Origin of the sequence: Enterobacter cloacae complex sp. S3, assembly GCF_014930495.1 — a bacterium.
Classification (GTDB): Bacteria; Pseudomonadota; Gammaproteobacteria; order Enterobacterales; family Enterobacteriaceae; genus Enterobacter; species Enterobacter asburiae_B.
Genome location: NZ_JADBRD010000004.1, coordinates 1 through 15988, shown reverse-complemented (window position 1 = coordinate 15988; position 15988 = coordinate 1). Strand labels below are relative to the sequence as shown.

The following is a 15988-nucleotide window of genomic DNA, read 5'->3' as shown; positions in this document are numbered from 1 at the left end:
GAGCTCGCAGGTGAACCCCGGCACGTACACGTGGTGTGCGTGGTAGTTTCTACGGCGAAAGTAAGCATAAAAATGCTTAAGGGATCACGATGCAGAACGGCGCAATGAAAGCCTGGCTGGACTCTTCTTTCCTTTCTGGTGCGAACCAGAGCTGGATTGAACAGCTCTATGAAGACTTCTTAACCGATCCTGACTCAGTGGACGCAAACTGGCGTTCCATGTTCCAGCAGTTGCCTGGCACAGGGGTCAAACCGGATCAATTCCATTCCAAAACACGTGATTATTTCCGTCGTCTGGCGAAGGATGCCTCACGTTACTCTTCTGCGATTTCCGACCCTGACACCAATGCGAAGCAGGTTAAAGTCCTGCAGCTTATCAACGCTTATCGCTTCCGCGGTCACCAGCATGCGAATCTCGATCCGCTGGGACTGTGGCAGCAAGACCGTGTGGCCGATCTCGATCCGGCGTATCACGATCTGACCGAGGCCGATTTCCAGGAAAGCTTTAACGTAGGTTCCTTTGCCATCGGCAAAGACACGATGAAGCTGGGCGATCTGATTGACGCGCTCAAGCAAACCTACTGCGGCTCCATCGGCGCGGAATACATGCACATTACCTCTACCGAAGAGAAACGCTGGATCCAGCAGCGCATCGAATCCGTAGCGGGCCACGCGACCTTCTCGGCTGACGAGAAAAAACGCTTCCTGAACGAACTGACCGCAGCGGAAGGGCTTGAGCGCTATCTGGGCGCGAAATTCCCGGGCGCAAAACGCTTCTCGCTGGAAGGCGGCGACGCGCTGGTGCCGATGCTGAAAGAGCTGATTCGTCACGCAGGCAAGAGCGGCACCCGTGAAGTGGTACTGGGCATGGCGCACCGTGGTCGTCTGAACGTGCTGGTCAACGTGCTGGGTAAAAAACCGCAGGACCTGTTCGACGAGTTCGCGGGCAAACATAAAGAACACCTCGGCACCGGCGACGTGAAGTACCACATGGGCTTCTCGTCGGATATCGAAACCGAAGGCGGTCTGGTTCACCTGGCGCTGGCGTTTAACCCGTCACACCTGGAAATCGTTAGCCCGGTGGTTATCGGTTCCGTGCGTGCGCGTCTGGATCGTCTGGACGAGCCGAGCAGCAATAAAGTTCTGCCAATTACCATCCACGGCGATGCGGCGGTAACAGGGCAGGGCGTGGTTCAGGAAACCCTGAACATGTCGAAAGCGCGTGGTTATGAAGTGGGCGGTACCGTTCGCATCGTGATCAACAACCAGGTGGGCTTCACCACCTCTAACCCGCTGGACGCGCGTTCTACCCCGTACTGCACCGACATCGGTAAGATGGTGCAGGCGCCAATCTTCCACGTTAACGCGGATGACCCGGAAGCCGTTGCTTTCGTTACCCGTCTGGCGCTGGACTTCCGTAATACCTTTAAACGCGATGTGTTCATTGACCTTTTCTGCTACCGCCGTCACGGCCACAACGAAGCGGACGAGCCAAGTGCAACCCAGCCGTTGATGTATCAGAAAATCAAAAAACACCCGACCCCGCGCAAAATCTATGCTGACAAGCTGGAGAGCGACAAAGTGACGACGCTGGAAGATGCGACCGAAATGGTCAACCTCTACCGCGACGCGCTGGATGCGGGTGAATGCGTGGTCAAAGAGCTGCGCCCGATGAACATGCACTCCTTTACCTGGTCGCCGTACCTCAACCACGAGTGGGATGAGAGCTACCCGAACAAGGTTGAGATGAAGCGCCTGCAGGAGCTGGCTAAACGCATCAGCACCGTACCGGACGCTATCGAGATGCAGTCTCGCGTGGCGAAAATTTACGCTGACCGTCAGTCCATGGCGGCAGGCGAGAAGCTGTTCGACTGGGGCGGCGCGGAAACGCTGGCTTACGCAACGCTGGTTGACGAAGGCATTCCTGTTCGTCTGTCCGGTGAAGATGCGGGCCGTGGGACCTTCTTCCACCGTCACGCGGTTGTTCACAACCAGTCCAACGGTTCAACCTACACCCCGCTGCAGCACGTGCACAACGGTCAGGGCCAGTTCAAGGTCTGGGACTCCGTGCTGTCTGAAGAAGCGGTTCTGGCCTTCGAATACGGTTATGCCACCGCTGAACCACGCACCCTGACCATCTGGGAAGCGCAGTTCGGTGACTTCGCCAACGGTGCGCAGGTGGTTATCGACCAGTTCATCTCCTCCGGCGAGCAGAAGTGGGGCCGTATGTGTGGCCTGGTAATGCTGCTGCCGCACGGTTATGAAGGTCAGGGTCCGGAGCACTCCTCCGCGCGTCTGGAACGTTATCTGCAGCTCTGCGCCGAGCAGAATATGCAGGTCTGCGTGCCGTCCACCCCGGCTCAGGTCTACCACATGCTGCGTCGTCAGGCGCTGCGCGGTATGCGCCGTCCGCTGGTGGTGATGTCGCCGAAATCCCTGCTGCGTCACCCGCTGGCGGTGTCGAGCCTGGAAGAACTGGCGAACGGAACCTTCCTGCCAGCCATCGGTGAAATTGACGAGCTGGATCCGCAGGGCGTGAAGCGCGTGGTGATGTGTTCTGGTAAGGTTTATTACGACCTGCTGGAACAGCGCCGCAAGAACGATCAGAAAGATGTCGCCATCGTGCGTATCGAACAGCTTTATCCGTTCCCGCATCAGGCGATGCAGGAAGTGCTGAAACAATATGCTCACGTACATGATTTTGTCTGGTGCCAGGAAGAGCCGCTCAACCAGGGCGCATGGTACTGCAGCCAGCATCATTTCCGTGAAGTGATTCCATTTGGGTCAGCCCTGCGTTATGCAGGTCGCCCGGCCTCCGCCTCTCCGGCGGTAGGGTATATGTCCGTTCACCAGAAGCAGCAACAAGATCTGGTCAATGACGCGCTGAACGTCGATTAATTAAAGGATACAAAATGAGTAGCGTAGATATTCTTGTTCCCGACCTGCCTGAATCCGTAGCAGATGCGACCGTCGCTACCTGGCACAAAAAACCAGGCGATGCCGTTAAGCGCGATGAAGTGCTGGTAGAAATCGAAACTGACAAAGTGGTACTGGAAGTACCGGCTTCGGCGGATGGCGTTCTGGACGCGGTGCTGGAAGATGAAGGTACCACCGTAACCTCTCGTCAGATCCTGGGTCGCCTGCGTGAAGGCAACAGCGCGGGCAAAGAGTCCAGCGCGAAATCTGAAGAGAAAGCCTCTACGCCGGCTCAGCGCCAGCAGGCTTCTCTGGAAGAACAGTCTAACGACGCCCTCAGCCCGGCGATCCGTCGCCTGCTGGCTGAACACAGCCTTGACCCGGCAGCCATCAAAGGCACCGGTGTGGGCGGTCGTCTGACCCGCGAAGACATCGACAAACACCTGGCGAAAGCGCCAGCTCAGGCAGAAGCGAAAGCCCCTGCGGCAGCACCAGCAGCACAGCCTGCTCTGGGTGCCCGCAGCGAAAAACGCGTGCCAATGACTCGCCTGCGCAAGCGCGTGGCCGAGCGTCTGCTGGAAGCGAAAAACTCCACCGCGATGCTGACCACCTTCAACGAAGTGAACATGAAGCCAATCATGGACCTGCGCAAGCAGTACGGTGACGCGTTTGAAAAACGTCACGGTATCCGTCTGGGCTTTATGTCCTTCTACGTTAAGGCGGTAGTTGAAGCGCTGAAACGCTACCCGGAAGTGAACGCGTCTATCGATGGCGATGACGTGGTTTACCACAACTATTTCGACGTCAGCATGGCGGTTTCTACTCCACGCGGCCTGGTCACCCCGGTTCTGCGTGATGTAGATACCCTGGGTATGGCTGACATCGAGAAAAACATTAAAGAGCTGGCTGTAAAAGGCCGCGACGGCAAGCTGACCGTAGACGACCTGACCGGCGGTAACTTCACCATTACCAACGGCGGCGTATTCGGCTCGCTGATGTCTACCCCGATCATTAACCCGCCGCAGAGCGCGATCCTGGGTATGCATGCCATTAAAGATCGCCCGATGGCGGTAGACGGTAAAGTTGAGATCTTGCCGATGATGTACCTGGCGCTCTCTTACGATCACCGCCTGATCGACGGCCGCGAATCCGTGGGCTTCCTGGTCGCGATTAAAGAGCTGCTGGAAGATCCAACCCGTCTGCTGCTGGACGTCTAGTTTTGCAGTCTTGCCCGGCGGCGTATGGCTGCCGGGCCAATAAAAGCACGACCTAACGATTACCTGAAGGATGGATAGAACACATGAACTTACATGAATATCAGGCCAAACAGCTGTTTGCCCGGTATGGCTTACCGGCTCCGGTGGGTTATGCCTGTACTACCCCGCGTGAAGCAGAAGAAGCCGCATCTAAAATCGGTTCCGGCCCTTGGGTAGTTAAGTGTCAGGTTCACGCTGGTGGCCGTGGTAAAGCGGGCGGTGTGAAGGTTGTTAAGAGCAAAGAAGAGATTCGTGCGTTTGCTGAACATTGGCTCGGCAAGCGTCTGGTAACGTACCAGACAGATGCGAACGGCCAGCCGGTTAACCAGATCCTGGTTGAAGCGGCGACCGATATCGCGAAAGAACTGTACCTGGGCGCGGTTGTTGACCGTAGCTCCCGTCGCGTGGTGTTCATGGCGTCTACCGAAGGCGGCGTGGAAATCGAAAAAGTGGCGGAAGAGACCCCGCACCTGATCCACAAAGTGGCAATCGATCCGCTGGCAGGTCCAATGCCTTACCAGGGTCGCGAGTTGGCGTTCAAACTGGGCCTGGAAGGCAAGCTGGTTCAGCAGTTCACCAAGATCTTCATGGGTCTGGCGAACATCTTCCTGGAGCGCGACCTGGCGCTGATCGAGATCAACCCGCTGGTGATCACCACCCAGGGCGACCTGATCTGCCTCGACGGCAAGCTGGGCGCTGACGGCAACGCGCTGTTCCGCCAGTCCGATCTGCGTGAAATGCGCGATCAGTCTCAGGAAGATCCGCGTGAAGCGCAGGCTGCACAGTGGGAGCTGAACTACGTGGCGCTGGACGGCAACATCGGCTGCATGGTTAACGGTGCGGGCCTGGCAATGGGCACCATGGACATCGTTAAGCTGCACGGCGGTGAGCCAGCAAACTTCCTCGACGTAGGCGGTGGCGCAACCAAAGAGCGCGTAACCGAAGCGTTCAAAATCATTCTCTCTGACGACAACGTGAAGGCCGTTCTGGTTAACATCTTCGGCGGCATCGTTCGTTGCGACCTGATCGCCGACGGTATCATCGGTGCGGTAGAAGAAGTGGGCGTGAACGTTCCGGTGGTTGTGCGTCTGGAAGGTAACAACGCTGAACTCGGCGCGAAAAAACTGGCTGACAGCGGCCTGAATATTATTGCAGCGAAAAGTCTGACGGATGCAGCTCAGCAGGTTGTTGCCGCAGTGGAGGGGAAATAATGTCAGTTTTAATTAATAAAGATACCAAGGTTATCTGCCAGGGCTTCACCGGTAGCCAGGGGACTTTCCACTCCGAACAGGCGATTGCCTACGGCACGCAGATGGTTGGCGGCGTAACGCCAGGTAAAGGCGGCACCACGCATCTGGGCCTGCCGGTATTCAACACCGTGCGTGAAGCCGTCGAAGCGACGGGCGCAACCGCGACCGTGATCTACGTTCCGGCACCGTTCTGCAAAGACTCCATTCTGGAAGCGATCGACGCAGGCATCAAGCTGATCATCACCATCACTGAAGGCATCCCGACGCTGGATATGCTGACCGTGAAGGTGAAGCTGGATGAAGCAGGCGTGCGCATGATCGGCCCGAACTGCCCTGGCGTTATCACCCCGGGCGAATGCAAAATCGGCATCATGCCGGGCCACATTCACAAGCCGGGTAAAGTGGGCATCGTGTCCCGTTCCGGTACGCTGACCTATGAAGCTGTGAAGCAGACCACCGATTACGGCTTCGGCCAGTCCACCTGCGTGGGCATCGGCGGTGACCCGATCCCGGGCTCTAACTTCATCGACATCCTGAAGCTGTTCCAGGAAGATCCACAGACCGAAGCGATCGTGATGATCGGTGAGATCGGTGGTAGCGCGGAAGAAGAAGCCGCTGCTTACATCAAAGAACACGTGACCAAGCCAGTTGTCGGTTACATCGCGGGCGTGACCGCGCCGAAAGGCAAGCGTATGGGTCACGCAGGCGCGATCATCGCCGGTGGTAAGGGTACGGCTGATGAGAAATTCGCAGCGCTGGAAGCCGCAGGCGTGAAAACCGTTCGCAGCCTGGCGGATATCGGCGAAGCACTGAAATCCATCATTAAGTAAGTCCTCTCTGCTCCCCGAAAGGGGGGCGTTGAAGTATAAAAATGTCCGTTTCGACATGGTTGGCCGCTGTAAAGCGGCCTTTTTTATTGCCTGCCGGGTGTCATGCAATAGTCACTAAATGGTGTTAATTAGAGAGGGGGGTAAAAGTAAAATAATTGTTATTTATTTACCTTAAAGAGAGCGGATGGAAAAAAACGAAAAACGCACTAAAATTTATGTCCTGAATAAATTAGGCATTCGGGCTTCTGAGTTAATAAAAATCACTTCTGTTTATATTCATCAATCGACTTGATAACCTTAATTGTATTTTATATACATATCTTTAACATGGTTTTTACTATGTTCACCGCATCAAAACACATTTAACACAACGGATTGTTTTTGATTTAAATCAATGTTTAATCCTTGGAAAAACCCATCAAAAGGCGGTAAATTGTCCCCGATCAAAATGGCCGAAAAGTGGTAATTTTGCTATAAATTGATCGCCGTCGAAAAACGTAAATGTGATTCAATAAAAACCTGTTTATTGTAAGGGTTTTGCAGCGTATTATATTTGCGGGATCAATTTGAGTTTTTTATTAACGTATTTGTAACCTCACGTCATCGTTTTTATCCTCCTTCAGGGTAATAACGACGACAAGGGTGCGAATAATTTGTATTGGGGCATGCGTGTGGATCTCTCTCTGACGGGGTTCACTCTCGGAGTCTTCATGCGATGAGCAAGGAGTCATGATGTTAGATATAGTCGAACTGTCGCGCTTACAGTTTGCCTTGACCGCGATGTACCACTTCCTGTTTGTGCCACTGACGCTCGGTATGGCGTTCCTGCTGGCCATTATGGAAACGGTATACGTTCTCTCCGGCAAACAGATTTATAAAGATATGACCAAGTTCTGGGGCAAGTTGTTTGGTATCAACTTCGCGCTGGGCGTGGCAACCGGTTTGACCATGGAGTTCCAGTTCGGGACTAACTGGTCTTACTATTCCCACTATGTAGGGGATATCTTCGGTGCGCCGCTGGCCATTGAAGGTCTGATGGCATTCTTCCTCGAATCCACCTTTGTAGGTCTGTTCTTCTTCGGCTGGGACCGTCTGGGTAAAGTCCAGCATATGGCGGTGACCTGGCTGGTGGCATTAGGTTCGAACCTGTCCGCGCTGTGGATTCTGGTGGCGAACGGCTGGATGCAGAACCCTATCGCGTCTGATTTCAACTTCGAAACCATGCGTATGGAGATGGTCAGCTTTGCCGAGCTGGTCCTGAACCCGGTTGCGCAGGTTAAATTCGTTCACACCGTCGCCTCTGGCTACGTGTGCGGCGCGATGTTTGTACTGGGCATCAGCTCTTACTACATGCTGCGCGGTCGTGACTTCGCCTTTGCTAAGCGCTCCTTTGCTATCGCTGCAAGCTTCGGTATGGCTGCAATCCTCTCTGTTATCGTTCTGGGTGATGAATCCGGTTACGAAATGGGTGACGTGCAGAAAACCAAACTGGCCGCCATCGAAGCCGAATGGGAAACCCAACCGGCGCCTGCTGCCTTTACGCTGTTCGGTATTCCGGATCAGGACGCGCAGGAAAACCGCTTCGCCATTCAGATCCCTTATGCGCTGGGTATCATCGCCACCCGTTCTGTTGATAAGCAGGTGACCGGTCTGAAAGAGCTGATGGTTCAGCACGAAGAGCGTATCCGTAACGGTATGAAAGCCTACTCGCTGCTGGAACAGCTGCGTGCCGGTTCTACCGACCAGGCCGTTCGCGACCAGTTCAACAACGTGAAGAAAGATCTGGGTTACGGTTTGCTGCTGAAGCGTTATACCCCGAACGTTTCTGATGCGACAGAAGCGCAGATCCAGATGGCAACCAAAGACTCGATTCCACGCGTTGCGCCACTGTACTTCGCATTCCGTATCATGGTGGGCTGCGGCATCATCATGCTGCTGATCATTGCGGCGTCCTTCTGGTCCGTGATTCGTAACCGCATCGGCGAGAAAAAATGGCTGCTGCGCACCGCGCTGTACGGTATTCCACTGCCGTGGATCGCGATCGAATCCGGCTGGTTTGTTGCAGAGTACGGCCGTCAGCCATGGGCGATTGGTGAGGTACTGCCAACGGCGGTAGCGAACTCGTCCCTGACAGCGGGCGACCTGATCTTCTCCATGCTGCTGATTTGTGGTCTGTACACCCTGTTCCTGGTGGCTGAACTGTTCCTGATGTTCAAGTTCGCGCGCCTTGGCCCAAGCAGCCTGAAAACCGGTCGCTATCACTACGAGCAGTCCACTGCGACTACTCAGCCGGCACGCTAAGACAGGAGTCATCAAATGATCGATTATGAAGTATTGCGTTTTATCTGGTGGCTGCTGGTTGGCGTTCTGCTGATCGGTTTTGCCGTCACGGATGGTTTCGACATGGGGGTGGGGATGCTCACCCGTTTCCTCGGTCGTAATGACACCGAGCGTCGAATCATGATCAACTCCATCGCCCCTCACTGGGACGGTAACCAGGTGTGGCTGATCACCGCTGGCGGCGCGCTGTTCGCTGCCTGGCCGATGGTCTACGCGGCTGCGTTCTCCGGCTTCTACGTGGCGATGATTCTGGTGCTGGCCTCTTTATTCTTCCGTCCGGTTGGTTTCGACTACCGTTCCAAGATTGAAGACACCCGCTGGCGCAACATGTGGGACTGGGGCATCTTTATCGGTAGCTTCGTTCCACCGCTGGTGATCGGCGTGGCGTTCGGTAACCTGCTTCAGGGCGTACCGTTCCACCTGGACGAATACATGCGTCTTTACTACACCGGTAACTTCTTCCAGCTGCTGAATCCGTTTGGCCTGCTGGCCGGCGTGGTGAGCGTGGCGATGATCATCACTCAGGGCGCAACCTATCTGCAGATGCGTACGGTTGGTGAACTGCACCTGCGTTCTCGCGCGACGGCTCAGGTCGCTGCGCTGGTCACGCTGGTCTGCTTCGCACTGGCCGGTGTGTGGGTGGTGTACGGCATTGATGGTTATGTGGTGACCTCTGCAATTAACCACTCGGCACCGTCTAACCCGCTGACCAAAGAAGTGGCGCGTCAGGCTGGCGCCTGGCTGGTGAACTTCAATAACACCCCTGCGCTGTGGGTGATCCCGGCTCTGGGCGTATTGCTGCCGCTGCTGACCGTGTTGACGTCTCGTCTGGAGAAAGGCGCGCTGGCGTTCGTGTTCTCTTCGCTGACCCTGGCGTGCATCATCCTGACGGCGGGTATTGCGATGTTCCCATTCGTCATGCCATCCAGCACCATGCTGAATGCTAGCCTGACCATGTGGGACGCAACGTCCAGCCAGCTGACGCTGAACCTGATGACGTATGTTGCTTGCGTATTCGTACCGATTATCCTGCTCTACACCACCTGGTGTTACTGGAAAATGTTCGGTCGCATCACTAAAGAACATATCGAAAGCAACACCCACTCTATGTACTAAGTAAGGAGCTGAATATGTGGTATTTCGCATGGATTTTAGGGACGCTTCTTGCCTGTGCATTTGGTGTCATCACTGCCCTGGCGCTTGAACACGTCGAAGCGACCAAAGCGGGTGAAGAAAAACACTGATGAATATTATCGCGACGCTTTACGCGGTAATGGACAAGCGCCCGTTACGGGCGCTTTCTTTAGTGATGGCATTACTGCTGGCAGGTTGTATCTTCTGGGACCCTTCGCGCTTTGCAGCGAAAACCAGCGAGCTTGAAATCTGGCACGGCTTTCTCATTATGTGGGCGGTCTGTGCAGGTGTGATCCACGGCGTCGGCTTTCGTCCGAAAGCCATTCACTGGCAGGGAATTTTTTGCCCGCTGATTGCCGATCTGGTGCTTCTCGCCGGTTTGATTTTCTTCTTCTTCTGAATAAGAAATGTCCGTTAACGTTATGGGCTTACCCGAGCCCATAAAAATTTACTCTCCGTTTACTTTCTCCCATTCCCAACCCTCTTTCCCGCGCGTATAGTAGCGAAGTTTAAAAGCATTAACTTTTGTTGCATTACCGGGATGTAAAGTGAATACAACGCTGTTTCGATGGCCGGTTCGTGTCTATTACGAAGATACCGATGCCGGTGGTGTGGTTTACCACGCCAGCTACGTTGCTTTTTATGAACGGGCACGCACAGAGATGCTGCGCCATCATCACTTTAGTCAACAGGTGCTGTTGGCTGAGCGAGTTGCCTTCGTGGTACGCAAGATGACGCTTGAGTATTTTGCGCCTGCCAGACTCGACGATATGCTCGAAGTCCAAACTGAAATTACATCAATGCGCGGGACCTCACTGGTTTTCACGCAGCGGATAGTCAACGCAGAGAATACCGTACTGAACTCAGCTGAAGTGCTGATTGTTTGTGTTGATCCAACCATAATGAAGCCTCGTGCGCTTCCTAAGTCTATTGTCGCGGAGTTTAAGCAGTGACTGACATGAATATCCTTGATTTGTTCCTGAAGGCAAGCCTTCTGGTTAAACTTATCATGTTGATTTTGATTGGTTTTTCAATCGCATCCTGGGCCATCATCATCCAGAGGACGCGTATCCTCAATGCCGCTGGCCGTGAAGCTGAAGCGTTTGAAGATAAGTTCTGGTCGGGTATTGAGCTTTCTCGTCTGTATCAGGAAAGCCAGGGACGCCGTGAAAACCTTACAGGCTCCGAGCAAATTTTTTATAGCGGTTTCAAAGAGTTTGCTCGTCTGCATCGTGCAAACAATCATGCGCCGGAAGCGGTTGTAGAAGGTGCCTCGCGTGCGATGCGTATCTCTATGAACCGTGAGCTGGAAAATCTCGAAACGCATATTCCATTCCTCGGCACTGTCGGTTCCATCAGCCCGTATATCGGCCTGTTTGGTACCGTGTGGGGGATCATGCACGCCTTTATCGCGCTGGGCGCGGTGAAGCAGGCGACGTTGCAGATGGTTGCACCGGGTATCGCTGAAGCACTGATTGCGACCGCTATCGGTCTGTTTGCGGCAATTCCTGCGGTTATGGCTTACAACCGTCTGAACCAGCGCGTGAACAAACTGGAACTGAACTACGACAACTTTATGGAAGAGTTCACTGCGATTCTGCACCGTCAGGCGTTTACCAGCACCGAGAGCAACAAGGGGTAAACCATGGCCAGATCGCGTGGACGAGGTCGTCGCGAGCTCAAGTCCGAAATCAATATCGTTCCACTGCTGGACGTCCTGCTGGTACTGCTGCTGATCTTCATGGCGACAGCGCCAATCATTACCCAGAGCGTGGAAGTGGATCTGCCGGATGCGACAGAATCACAGGCGGTGAGCACCAATGACGATCCTCCGGTTATCATTGAGGTTTCCGGCGTAGGGCAATACAGCGTCGTGGTAGAGAAAGATCGTATGGATCAGCTGCCGCCTGAGCAGGTTATTGCTGAAGCGCAGCGTCGTCTGGAGTCAAATCCGAAAACGGTCTTCTTAATCGGTGGCGCGAAAGACGTACCCTACGATGAAATTATTAAAGCGCTGAACTTGCTACATAGTGCGGGTGTTAAGTCAGTTGGCTTAATGACCCAACCTATTTGATCATCCGCGTAGTTTTTGGGAACCGATAGTGTCAAAGGCAACCGAACAGAACGACAAGCTTAAGCGAGCGATAATCGTCTCCGCAGTGCTGCACGTGATTCTCTTTGCAGCGCTGATCTGGAGTTCGTTCGACGAGCATATTGATGCATCAGCCGGCGGCGGTGGAGGGTCTTCCATTGACGCCGTGATGGTGGATCCCGGTGCGGTAGTACAGAACTATAATCGCGAACAGCAGCAGAAGGCGAGTGCCAAACGGGCTGAAGAGCAGCGTGAAAAACAGTCGCAACAGCAGGCGGAAGAACTGCGTGAAAAGCAGGCCGCAGAGCAGGAGCGTCTGAAGCAGCTTGAGAAAGAGCGTTTGCAGGCGCAGGAAGCTGCGAAAGAGCAGGCGGAACAGCAGAAGCAAGCCGAAGAGGCCGCGAAGAAAGCACAGGAACAGCAAAAGCAGGCGGAAGAGGCGGCAGCAAAAGCCGCAGCGGACGCGAAAGCACAGGCTGATGCCCAGGCAAAATTAGCGGCAGAAGCGGCGAAGAAAGCCGCTGCCGATGCTCAGAAGAAAGCTGAAGCGGAAGCCGCGAAAAAAGCCGCTCAGGAAGCAGAGAAGAAAGCTGCTGCCGAGGCCGCGAAGAAAGCGGCTGCTGCTGAGAAAGCGGCTGCAGAAAAAGCTGCCGCCGCTGAAAAAGCCGCTGCCGATAAAAAAGCTGCAGCTGAGAAGGCTGCCGCCGATAAGAAAGCTGCAGCTGAGAAGGCCGCTGCCGATAAGAAAGCTGCTGCTGATAAAGCGGCGGCCAAAAAGGCCGCGGCTGCTGAAAAAGCCGCTGCTGCCGCAGGGGTTGACGATCTGCTGGGCGATTTAAGCTCCGGTAAGAATGCACCGAAAACTGGCGGTGGGGCGAAAGGAAACAACGCAGCGCCGACGGGAAGTGGTAACACTAAGAGTAACGGTGCGACAGGGGCTGAAATCAACGGTTATGCCGCGCAGATTAAATCCGCTATTGAAAGCCGATTCTATGATGCGTCTTCCTATACCGGTAAAACGTGTACGTTGCGTATAAAACTGGCTCCGGACGGCATGCTGCTGGATATCAAGTCTGAAGGTGGCGACCCGGCTTTATGTACTGCGGCCCTGGCTGCAGCGCGTCAGGCGAAGATGCCTAAACCGCCGTCTCAGGCAGTTTACGAAGTCTTCAAAAATGCGCCGCTGGACTTCAAACCTTAAGTTACATTTTCCCCGTGCAAACGGGGAAAAATAGACCAGGTTTAGTCACAGGGTTCTGGTAGTTTTGTCTATTTGAGTTTGTTAACATTCTGCTAAATTATCGTGGGTAAGGTTACCCGGATAAGGGAGATATGATGAAGCAGGCATTACGTGTAGCATTTAGTTTTTTAATGCTGTGGGCAGCAGTACTGCACGCAGAAGTACGTATCGAGATCACCCAGGGGGTGGACTCGGCACGCCCAATCGGTGTTGTTCCGTTCCAGTGGGCCGGTCCTGGCGCTGCACCTGAAGATGCCGGTGGCATCGTGGCGGCTGACCTGCGTAACAGCGGTAAATTCAACCCGTTAGATCGTTCTCGTCTGCCTCAGCAGCCGGGCAGCGCGCAGGAAGTACAGCCTGCAGCATGGTCTGCACTGGGTATTGATGCCGTGGTTGTGGGTCAGGTTACGCCTAACCCGGACGGCTCTTACAACGTGGCCTGGCAGCTGGTGGATACCGGCGGTGCACCGGGTACCGTTCTGGCACAGAACTCTTACAAGGTCACTAAGCAGTACCTGCGCTACGCGGCACACGCTGCCAGCGATGCGGTATTTGAAAAACTGACCGGCATTAAAGGGGCGTTCCGTACCCGTATTGCTTATGTGGTGCAGACCAACGGTGGTCAGTTCCCGTATGAGCTGCGCGTATCTGACTACGACGGCTACAACCAGTTCCTGGTGAAACGTTCTTCTCAGCCGCTGATGTCTCCAGCCTGGTCTCCGGACGGTTCTAAACTGGCCTATGTAACCTTCGAAAGCGGCCGTTCAGCGCTGGTTATCCAGACGCTGGCAAACGGAGCTGTTCGTCAGGTGGCGTCTTTCCCACGTCACAACGGTGCACCTTCCTTCTCTCCGGACGGGTCTAAACTGGCGTTTGCGCTGTCAAAAACCGGTAGCCTGAACCTGTACGTGATGGACATTGGCTCTGGCCAGATCCGTCAGGTGACCGACGGTCGCAGCAACAACACTGAACCTTCATGGTTCCCGGATAGTCAAAACCTGGCGTTTACTTCTGACCAGGCTGGCCGTCCACAAATCTATAAAGTCAACATCAACGGCGGTGCTCCGCAGCGTATTACCTGGGAAGGTTCGCAGAACCAGAACTCAGACGTGAGCAGCGACGGTAAATTTATGGTAATGGTGAGCTCCAACGGTGGGCAGCAGCACATTGCCAAACAGGATCTGGTAGCGGGTGGCGTTCAAGTTCTGTCGTCAACGTTCCTGGATGAAACGCCGAGTCTGGCACCTAACGGCACGATGGTAATCTACAGCTCTTCTCAGGGGATGGGATCTGTGCTGAATCTGGTTTCTACAGATGGGCGTTTCAAAGCGCGTATTCCGGCAACTGATGGACAGGTAAAATCACCTGCCTGGTCGCCGTATCTGTAAATAATAATTAATTGATTACTAAAGGAATCATAGAAATGCAACTGAACAAAGTGCTGAAGGGGCTGATGATCGCTCTGCCTGTAATGGCAATCGCAGCGTGTTCTTCTAACAAGAACGCCAGCAATGACCAGAGCGGCGAAGGCATGATGGGTGCCGGCACCGGTATGGACGCGAACGGCAATGGCAACATGTCTTCTGAAGAGCAAGCGCGTCTTCAGATGCAGCAGCTGCAGCAGAACAACATCGTTTACTTCGATCTGGATAAATACGACATCCGTTCTGACTTCGCTGCGATGCTGGACGCTCACGCTAACTTCCTGCGTAGCAACCCATCTTACAAAGTCACCGTAGAAGGTCACGCGGACGAACGTGGTACTCCAGAGTACAACATCTCCCTGGGTGAACGTCGTGCTAACGCTGTTAAAATGTACCTGCAGGGTAAAGGCGTTTCTGCTGACCAGATCTCCATCGTTTCTTACGGTAAAGAAAAACCTGCAGTACTGGGTCACGACGAAGCGGCTTACTCCAAAAACCGTCGTGCCGTACTGGTTTACTAAGAGAATTGCATGAGCAGTAACTTCAGACATCATCTGTTGAGTCTGTCGTTACTGGTTGGAATAGCGGCCCCCTGGGCCGCTTTTGCTCAGGCACCAATCAGTAGTGTCGGCTCAGGCTCGGTAGAAGACCGGGTCACTCAACTCGAGCGTATTTCTAACGCTCACAGCCAGCTTTTAACCCAACTCCAGCAACAACTTTCTGATAACCAAAACGATATTGACTCTCTCCGCGGCCAGATTCAGGAAAGCCAGTATCAGTTGAACCAGGTTATGGAACGTCAGAAGCAGATTTTGCTGCAGATGGATAGCCTGAGCAGCGGTGGTGCAGCAGCACAAGCACAGCCAGCCGCGGGCGATCAGACCGGTGCGGCGACATCAGCTCCGGCTGCGGATGCTTCTGCTTCAACAGGTGCGCCTGTACAGAGCGGTGACGCGAATACGGACTACAACGCGGCCATTGCCCTGGTGCAGGATCAATCTCGTCAGGATGACGCGCTTGCTGCGTTTCAGAACTTTGTTAAGAAATACCCTGATTCCACTTATCAGCCAAATGCGAATTACTGGCTCGGTCAGCTGAATTACAACAAGGGTAAAAAGGACGATGCGGCGTTTTATTTTGCCTCAGTGGTGAAAAATTACCCGAAATCGCCAAAAGCGCCTGATGCGATGTATAAAGTGGGCGTCATCATGCAGGACAAAGGCGACACTGCGAAAGCCAAAGCGGTTTACCAGCAGGTGGTCTCCAAATTCCCGGGTACTGAAGGTGCTAAGCAGGCGCAAAAACGTCTGAATTCGATGGGATGATTATCGCATGACCAGAAATCGCGTTATTTCTGGTCGTGCAGCATGATTCGTAAGCAGTTAAGTGATCTTCATCGAAATTTTTGTTGCGCTGAATTCTTAAATCAGTAATATATGCCGCCGTTGCCACGGGATATCAAACAACGTGAAAACAGCGTAAAAGTGGGTCGTTAGCTCAGTTGGTA

At 54.1% G+C, this 15988-nt stretch carries 15 protein-coding genes; all 15 read left to right on the top strand.

The window, feature by feature from the left end; translation table 11 throughout:
• Nucleotides 1-89: 89 nt before the first annotated feature.
• The 15 genes from sucA (at nt 90) to cpoB (ending at nt 15806) form a co-directional block, all read left to right on the top strand.
• Nucleotides 90-2897 carry a 2-oxoglutarate dehydrogenase E1 component gene (sucA, locus tag IM317_RS00375; protein ID WP_033144953.1) on the top strand — a complete coding sequence of 936 codons (2808 nt, stop codon included), beginning with the start codon at nt 90-92 and terminating at the stop codon, nt 2895-2897.
• Nucleotides 2898-2911: 14 nt separating this feature from the next.
• A complete protein-coding gene (odhB, locus tag IM317_RS00370; protein ID WP_008501093.1) occupies nt 2912-4132 on the top strand; it encodes a 2-oxoglutarate dehydrogenase complex dihydrolipoyllysine-residue succinyltransferase in 1221 nt (406 codons plus the stop codon).
• Nucleotides 4133-4215: 83 nt separating this feature from the next.
• Nucleotides 4216-5382 (top strand): ADP-forming succinate--CoA ligase subunit beta, encoded by a 1167-nt coding sequence (gene sucC / locus IM317_RS00365; protein WP_023310791.1) that lies wholly within the window; start codon nt 4216-4218, stop codon nt 5380-5382.
• Nucleotides 5382-6251 (top strand): succinate--CoA ligase subunit alpha, encoded by an 870-nt coding sequence (gene sucD, locus IM317_RS00360; RefSeq protein WP_008501094.1) that lies wholly within the window; start codon nt 5382-5384, stop codon nt 6249-6251. Before sucC ends, sucD begins: the two co-directional genes overlap by 1 nt.
• 732 nt (nt 6252-6983) lie before the next feature.
• Nucleotides 6984-8552 (top strand): cytochrome ubiquinol oxidase subunit I, encoded by a 1569-nt coding sequence (gene cydA, locus IM317_RS00355; protein ID WP_023310795.1) that lies wholly within the window; start codon nt 6984-6986, stop codon nt 8550-8552.
• A gap of 15 nt (nt 8553-8567) precedes the next feature.
• On the top strand, nt 8568-9707 hold the full coding sequence (gene cydB / locus IM317_RS00350) for a cytochrome d ubiquinol oxidase subunit II (protein WP_033144954.1): 1140 nt from the start codon (nt 8568-8570) through the stop codon (nt 9705-9707).
• A 14-nt stretch (nt 9708-9721) separates the two neighbouring features.
• Nucleotides 9722-9835 (top strand): cytochrome bd-I oxidase subunit CydX, encoded by a 114-nt coding sequence (gene cydX, locus IM317_RS00345; RefSeq protein ID WP_003858598.1) that lies wholly within the window; start codon nt 9722-9724, stop codon nt 9833-9835.
• Nucleotides 9835-10125, top strand: a complete 291-nt coding sequence (gene ybgE / locus IM317_RS00340) for a cyd operon protein YbgE (RefSeq protein WP_014831116.1) — start codon at nt 9835-9837, stop codon at nt 10123-10125. The genes cydX and ybgE overlap by 1 nt, the downstream gene beginning before the upstream one ends.
• Nucleotides 10126-10273: 148 nt before the next feature.
• Nucleotides 10274-10678 carry a tol-pal system-associated acyl-CoA thioesterase gene (gene ybgC / locus IM317_RS00335; RefSeq protein ID WP_003858593.1) on the top strand — a complete coding sequence of 135 codons (405 nt, stop codon included), beginning with the start codon at nt 10274-10276 and terminating at the stop codon, nt 10676-10678.
• Complete coding sequence (gene tolQ, locus IM317_RS00330; RefSeq protein ID WP_008501101.1) at nt 10675-11367, top strand: Tol-Pal system protein TolQ; 693 nt, start codon at nt 10675-10677, stop codon at nt 11365-11367. Before ybgC ends, tolQ begins: the two co-directional genes overlap by 4 nt.
• A 3-nt stretch (nt 11368-11370) precedes the next feature.
• Entirely contained in the window at nt 11371-11799 is a 429-nt protein-coding gene (tolR, locus tag IM317_RS00325; RefSeq protein WP_003858589.1) for a colicin uptake protein TolR, read from the top strand.
• 28 nt (nt 11800-11827) lie between these two features.
• A complete protein-coding gene (gene tolA / locus IM317_RS00320; protein ID WP_047061369.1) occupies nt 11828-13018 on the top strand; it encodes a cell envelope integrity protein TolA in 1191 nt (396 codons plus the stop codon).
• A 134-nt stretch (nt 13019-13152) separates the two neighbouring features.
• The gene (gene tolB, locus IM317_RS00315; RefSeq protein ID WP_008501103.1) at nt 13153-14445 is read left to right on the top strand and encodes a Tol-Pal system beta propeller repeat protein TolB; all 1293 of its coding nucleotides are present in this window, start codon (nt 13153-13155) and stop codon (nt 14443-14445) included.
• 35 nt (nt 14446-14480) lie between these two features.
• On the top strand, nt 14481-15002 hold the full coding sequence (pal, locus tag IM317_RS00310; protein WP_003858578.1) for a peptidoglycan-associated lipoprotein Pal: 522 nt from the start codon (nt 14481-14483) through the stop codon (nt 15000-15002).
• 9 nt (nt 15003-15011) lie between these two features.
• Complete coding sequence (gene cpoB, locus IM317_RS00305) at nt 15012-15806, top strand: cell division protein CpoB (RefSeq protein WP_033144955.1); 795 nt, start codon at nt 15012-15014, stop codon at nt 15804-15806.
• Nucleotides 15807-15988: the final 182 nt, after the last annotated feature.

What these genes read in the sequence shown, in the direction of transcription:
- sucA (WP_033144953.1), top strand. Translation starts at nt 90, where the DNA reads ATGCAGAACGGCGCAATGAAAGCCTGGCTGGACTCTTCTTTCCTTTCT.
- odhB (WP_008501093.1), top strand. Translation starts at nt 2,912, where the DNA reads ATGAGTAGCGTAGATATTCTTGTTCCCGACCTGCCTGAATCCGTAGCA.
- sucC (WP_023310791.1), top strand. Translation starts at nt 4,216, where the DNA reads ATGAACTTACATGAATATCAGGCCAAACAGCTGTTTGCCCGGTATGGC.
- sucD (WP_008501094.1), top strand. Translation starts at nt 5,382, where the DNA reads ATGTCAGTTTTAATTAATAAAGATACCAAGGTTATCTGCCAGGGCTTC.
- cydA (WP_023310795.1), top strand. Translation starts at nt 6,984, where the DNA reads ATGTTAGATATAGTCGAACTGTCGCGCTTACAGTTTGCCTTGACCGCG.
- cydB (WP_033144954.1), top strand. Translation starts at nt 8,568, where the DNA reads ATGATCGATTATGAAGTATTGCGTTTTATCTGGTGGCTGCTGGTTGGC.
- cydX (WP_003858598.1), top strand. Translation starts at nt 9,722, where the DNA reads ATGTGGTATTTCGCATGGATTTTAGGGACGCTTCTTGCCTGTGCATTT.
- ybgE (WP_014831116.1), top strand. Translation starts at nt 9,835, where the DNA reads ATGAATATTATCGCGACGCTTTACGCGGTAATGGACAAGCGCCCGTTA.
- tolR (WP_003858589.1), top strand. Translation starts at nt 11,371, where the DNA reads ATGGCCAGATCGCGTGGACGAGGTCGTCGCGAGCTCAAGTCCGAAATC.
- tolB (WP_008501103.1), top strand. Translation starts at nt 13,153, where the DNA reads ATGAAGCAGGCATTACGTGTAGCATTTAGTTTTTTAATGCTGTGGGCA.
- pal (WP_003858578.1), top strand. Translation starts at nt 14,481, where the DNA reads ATGCAACTGAACAAAGTGCTGAAGGGGCTGATGATCGCTCTGCCTGTA.
- cpoB (WP_033144955.1), top strand. Translation starts at nt 15,012, where the DNA reads ATGAGCAGTAACTTCAGACATCATCTGTTGAGTCTGTCGTTACTGGTT.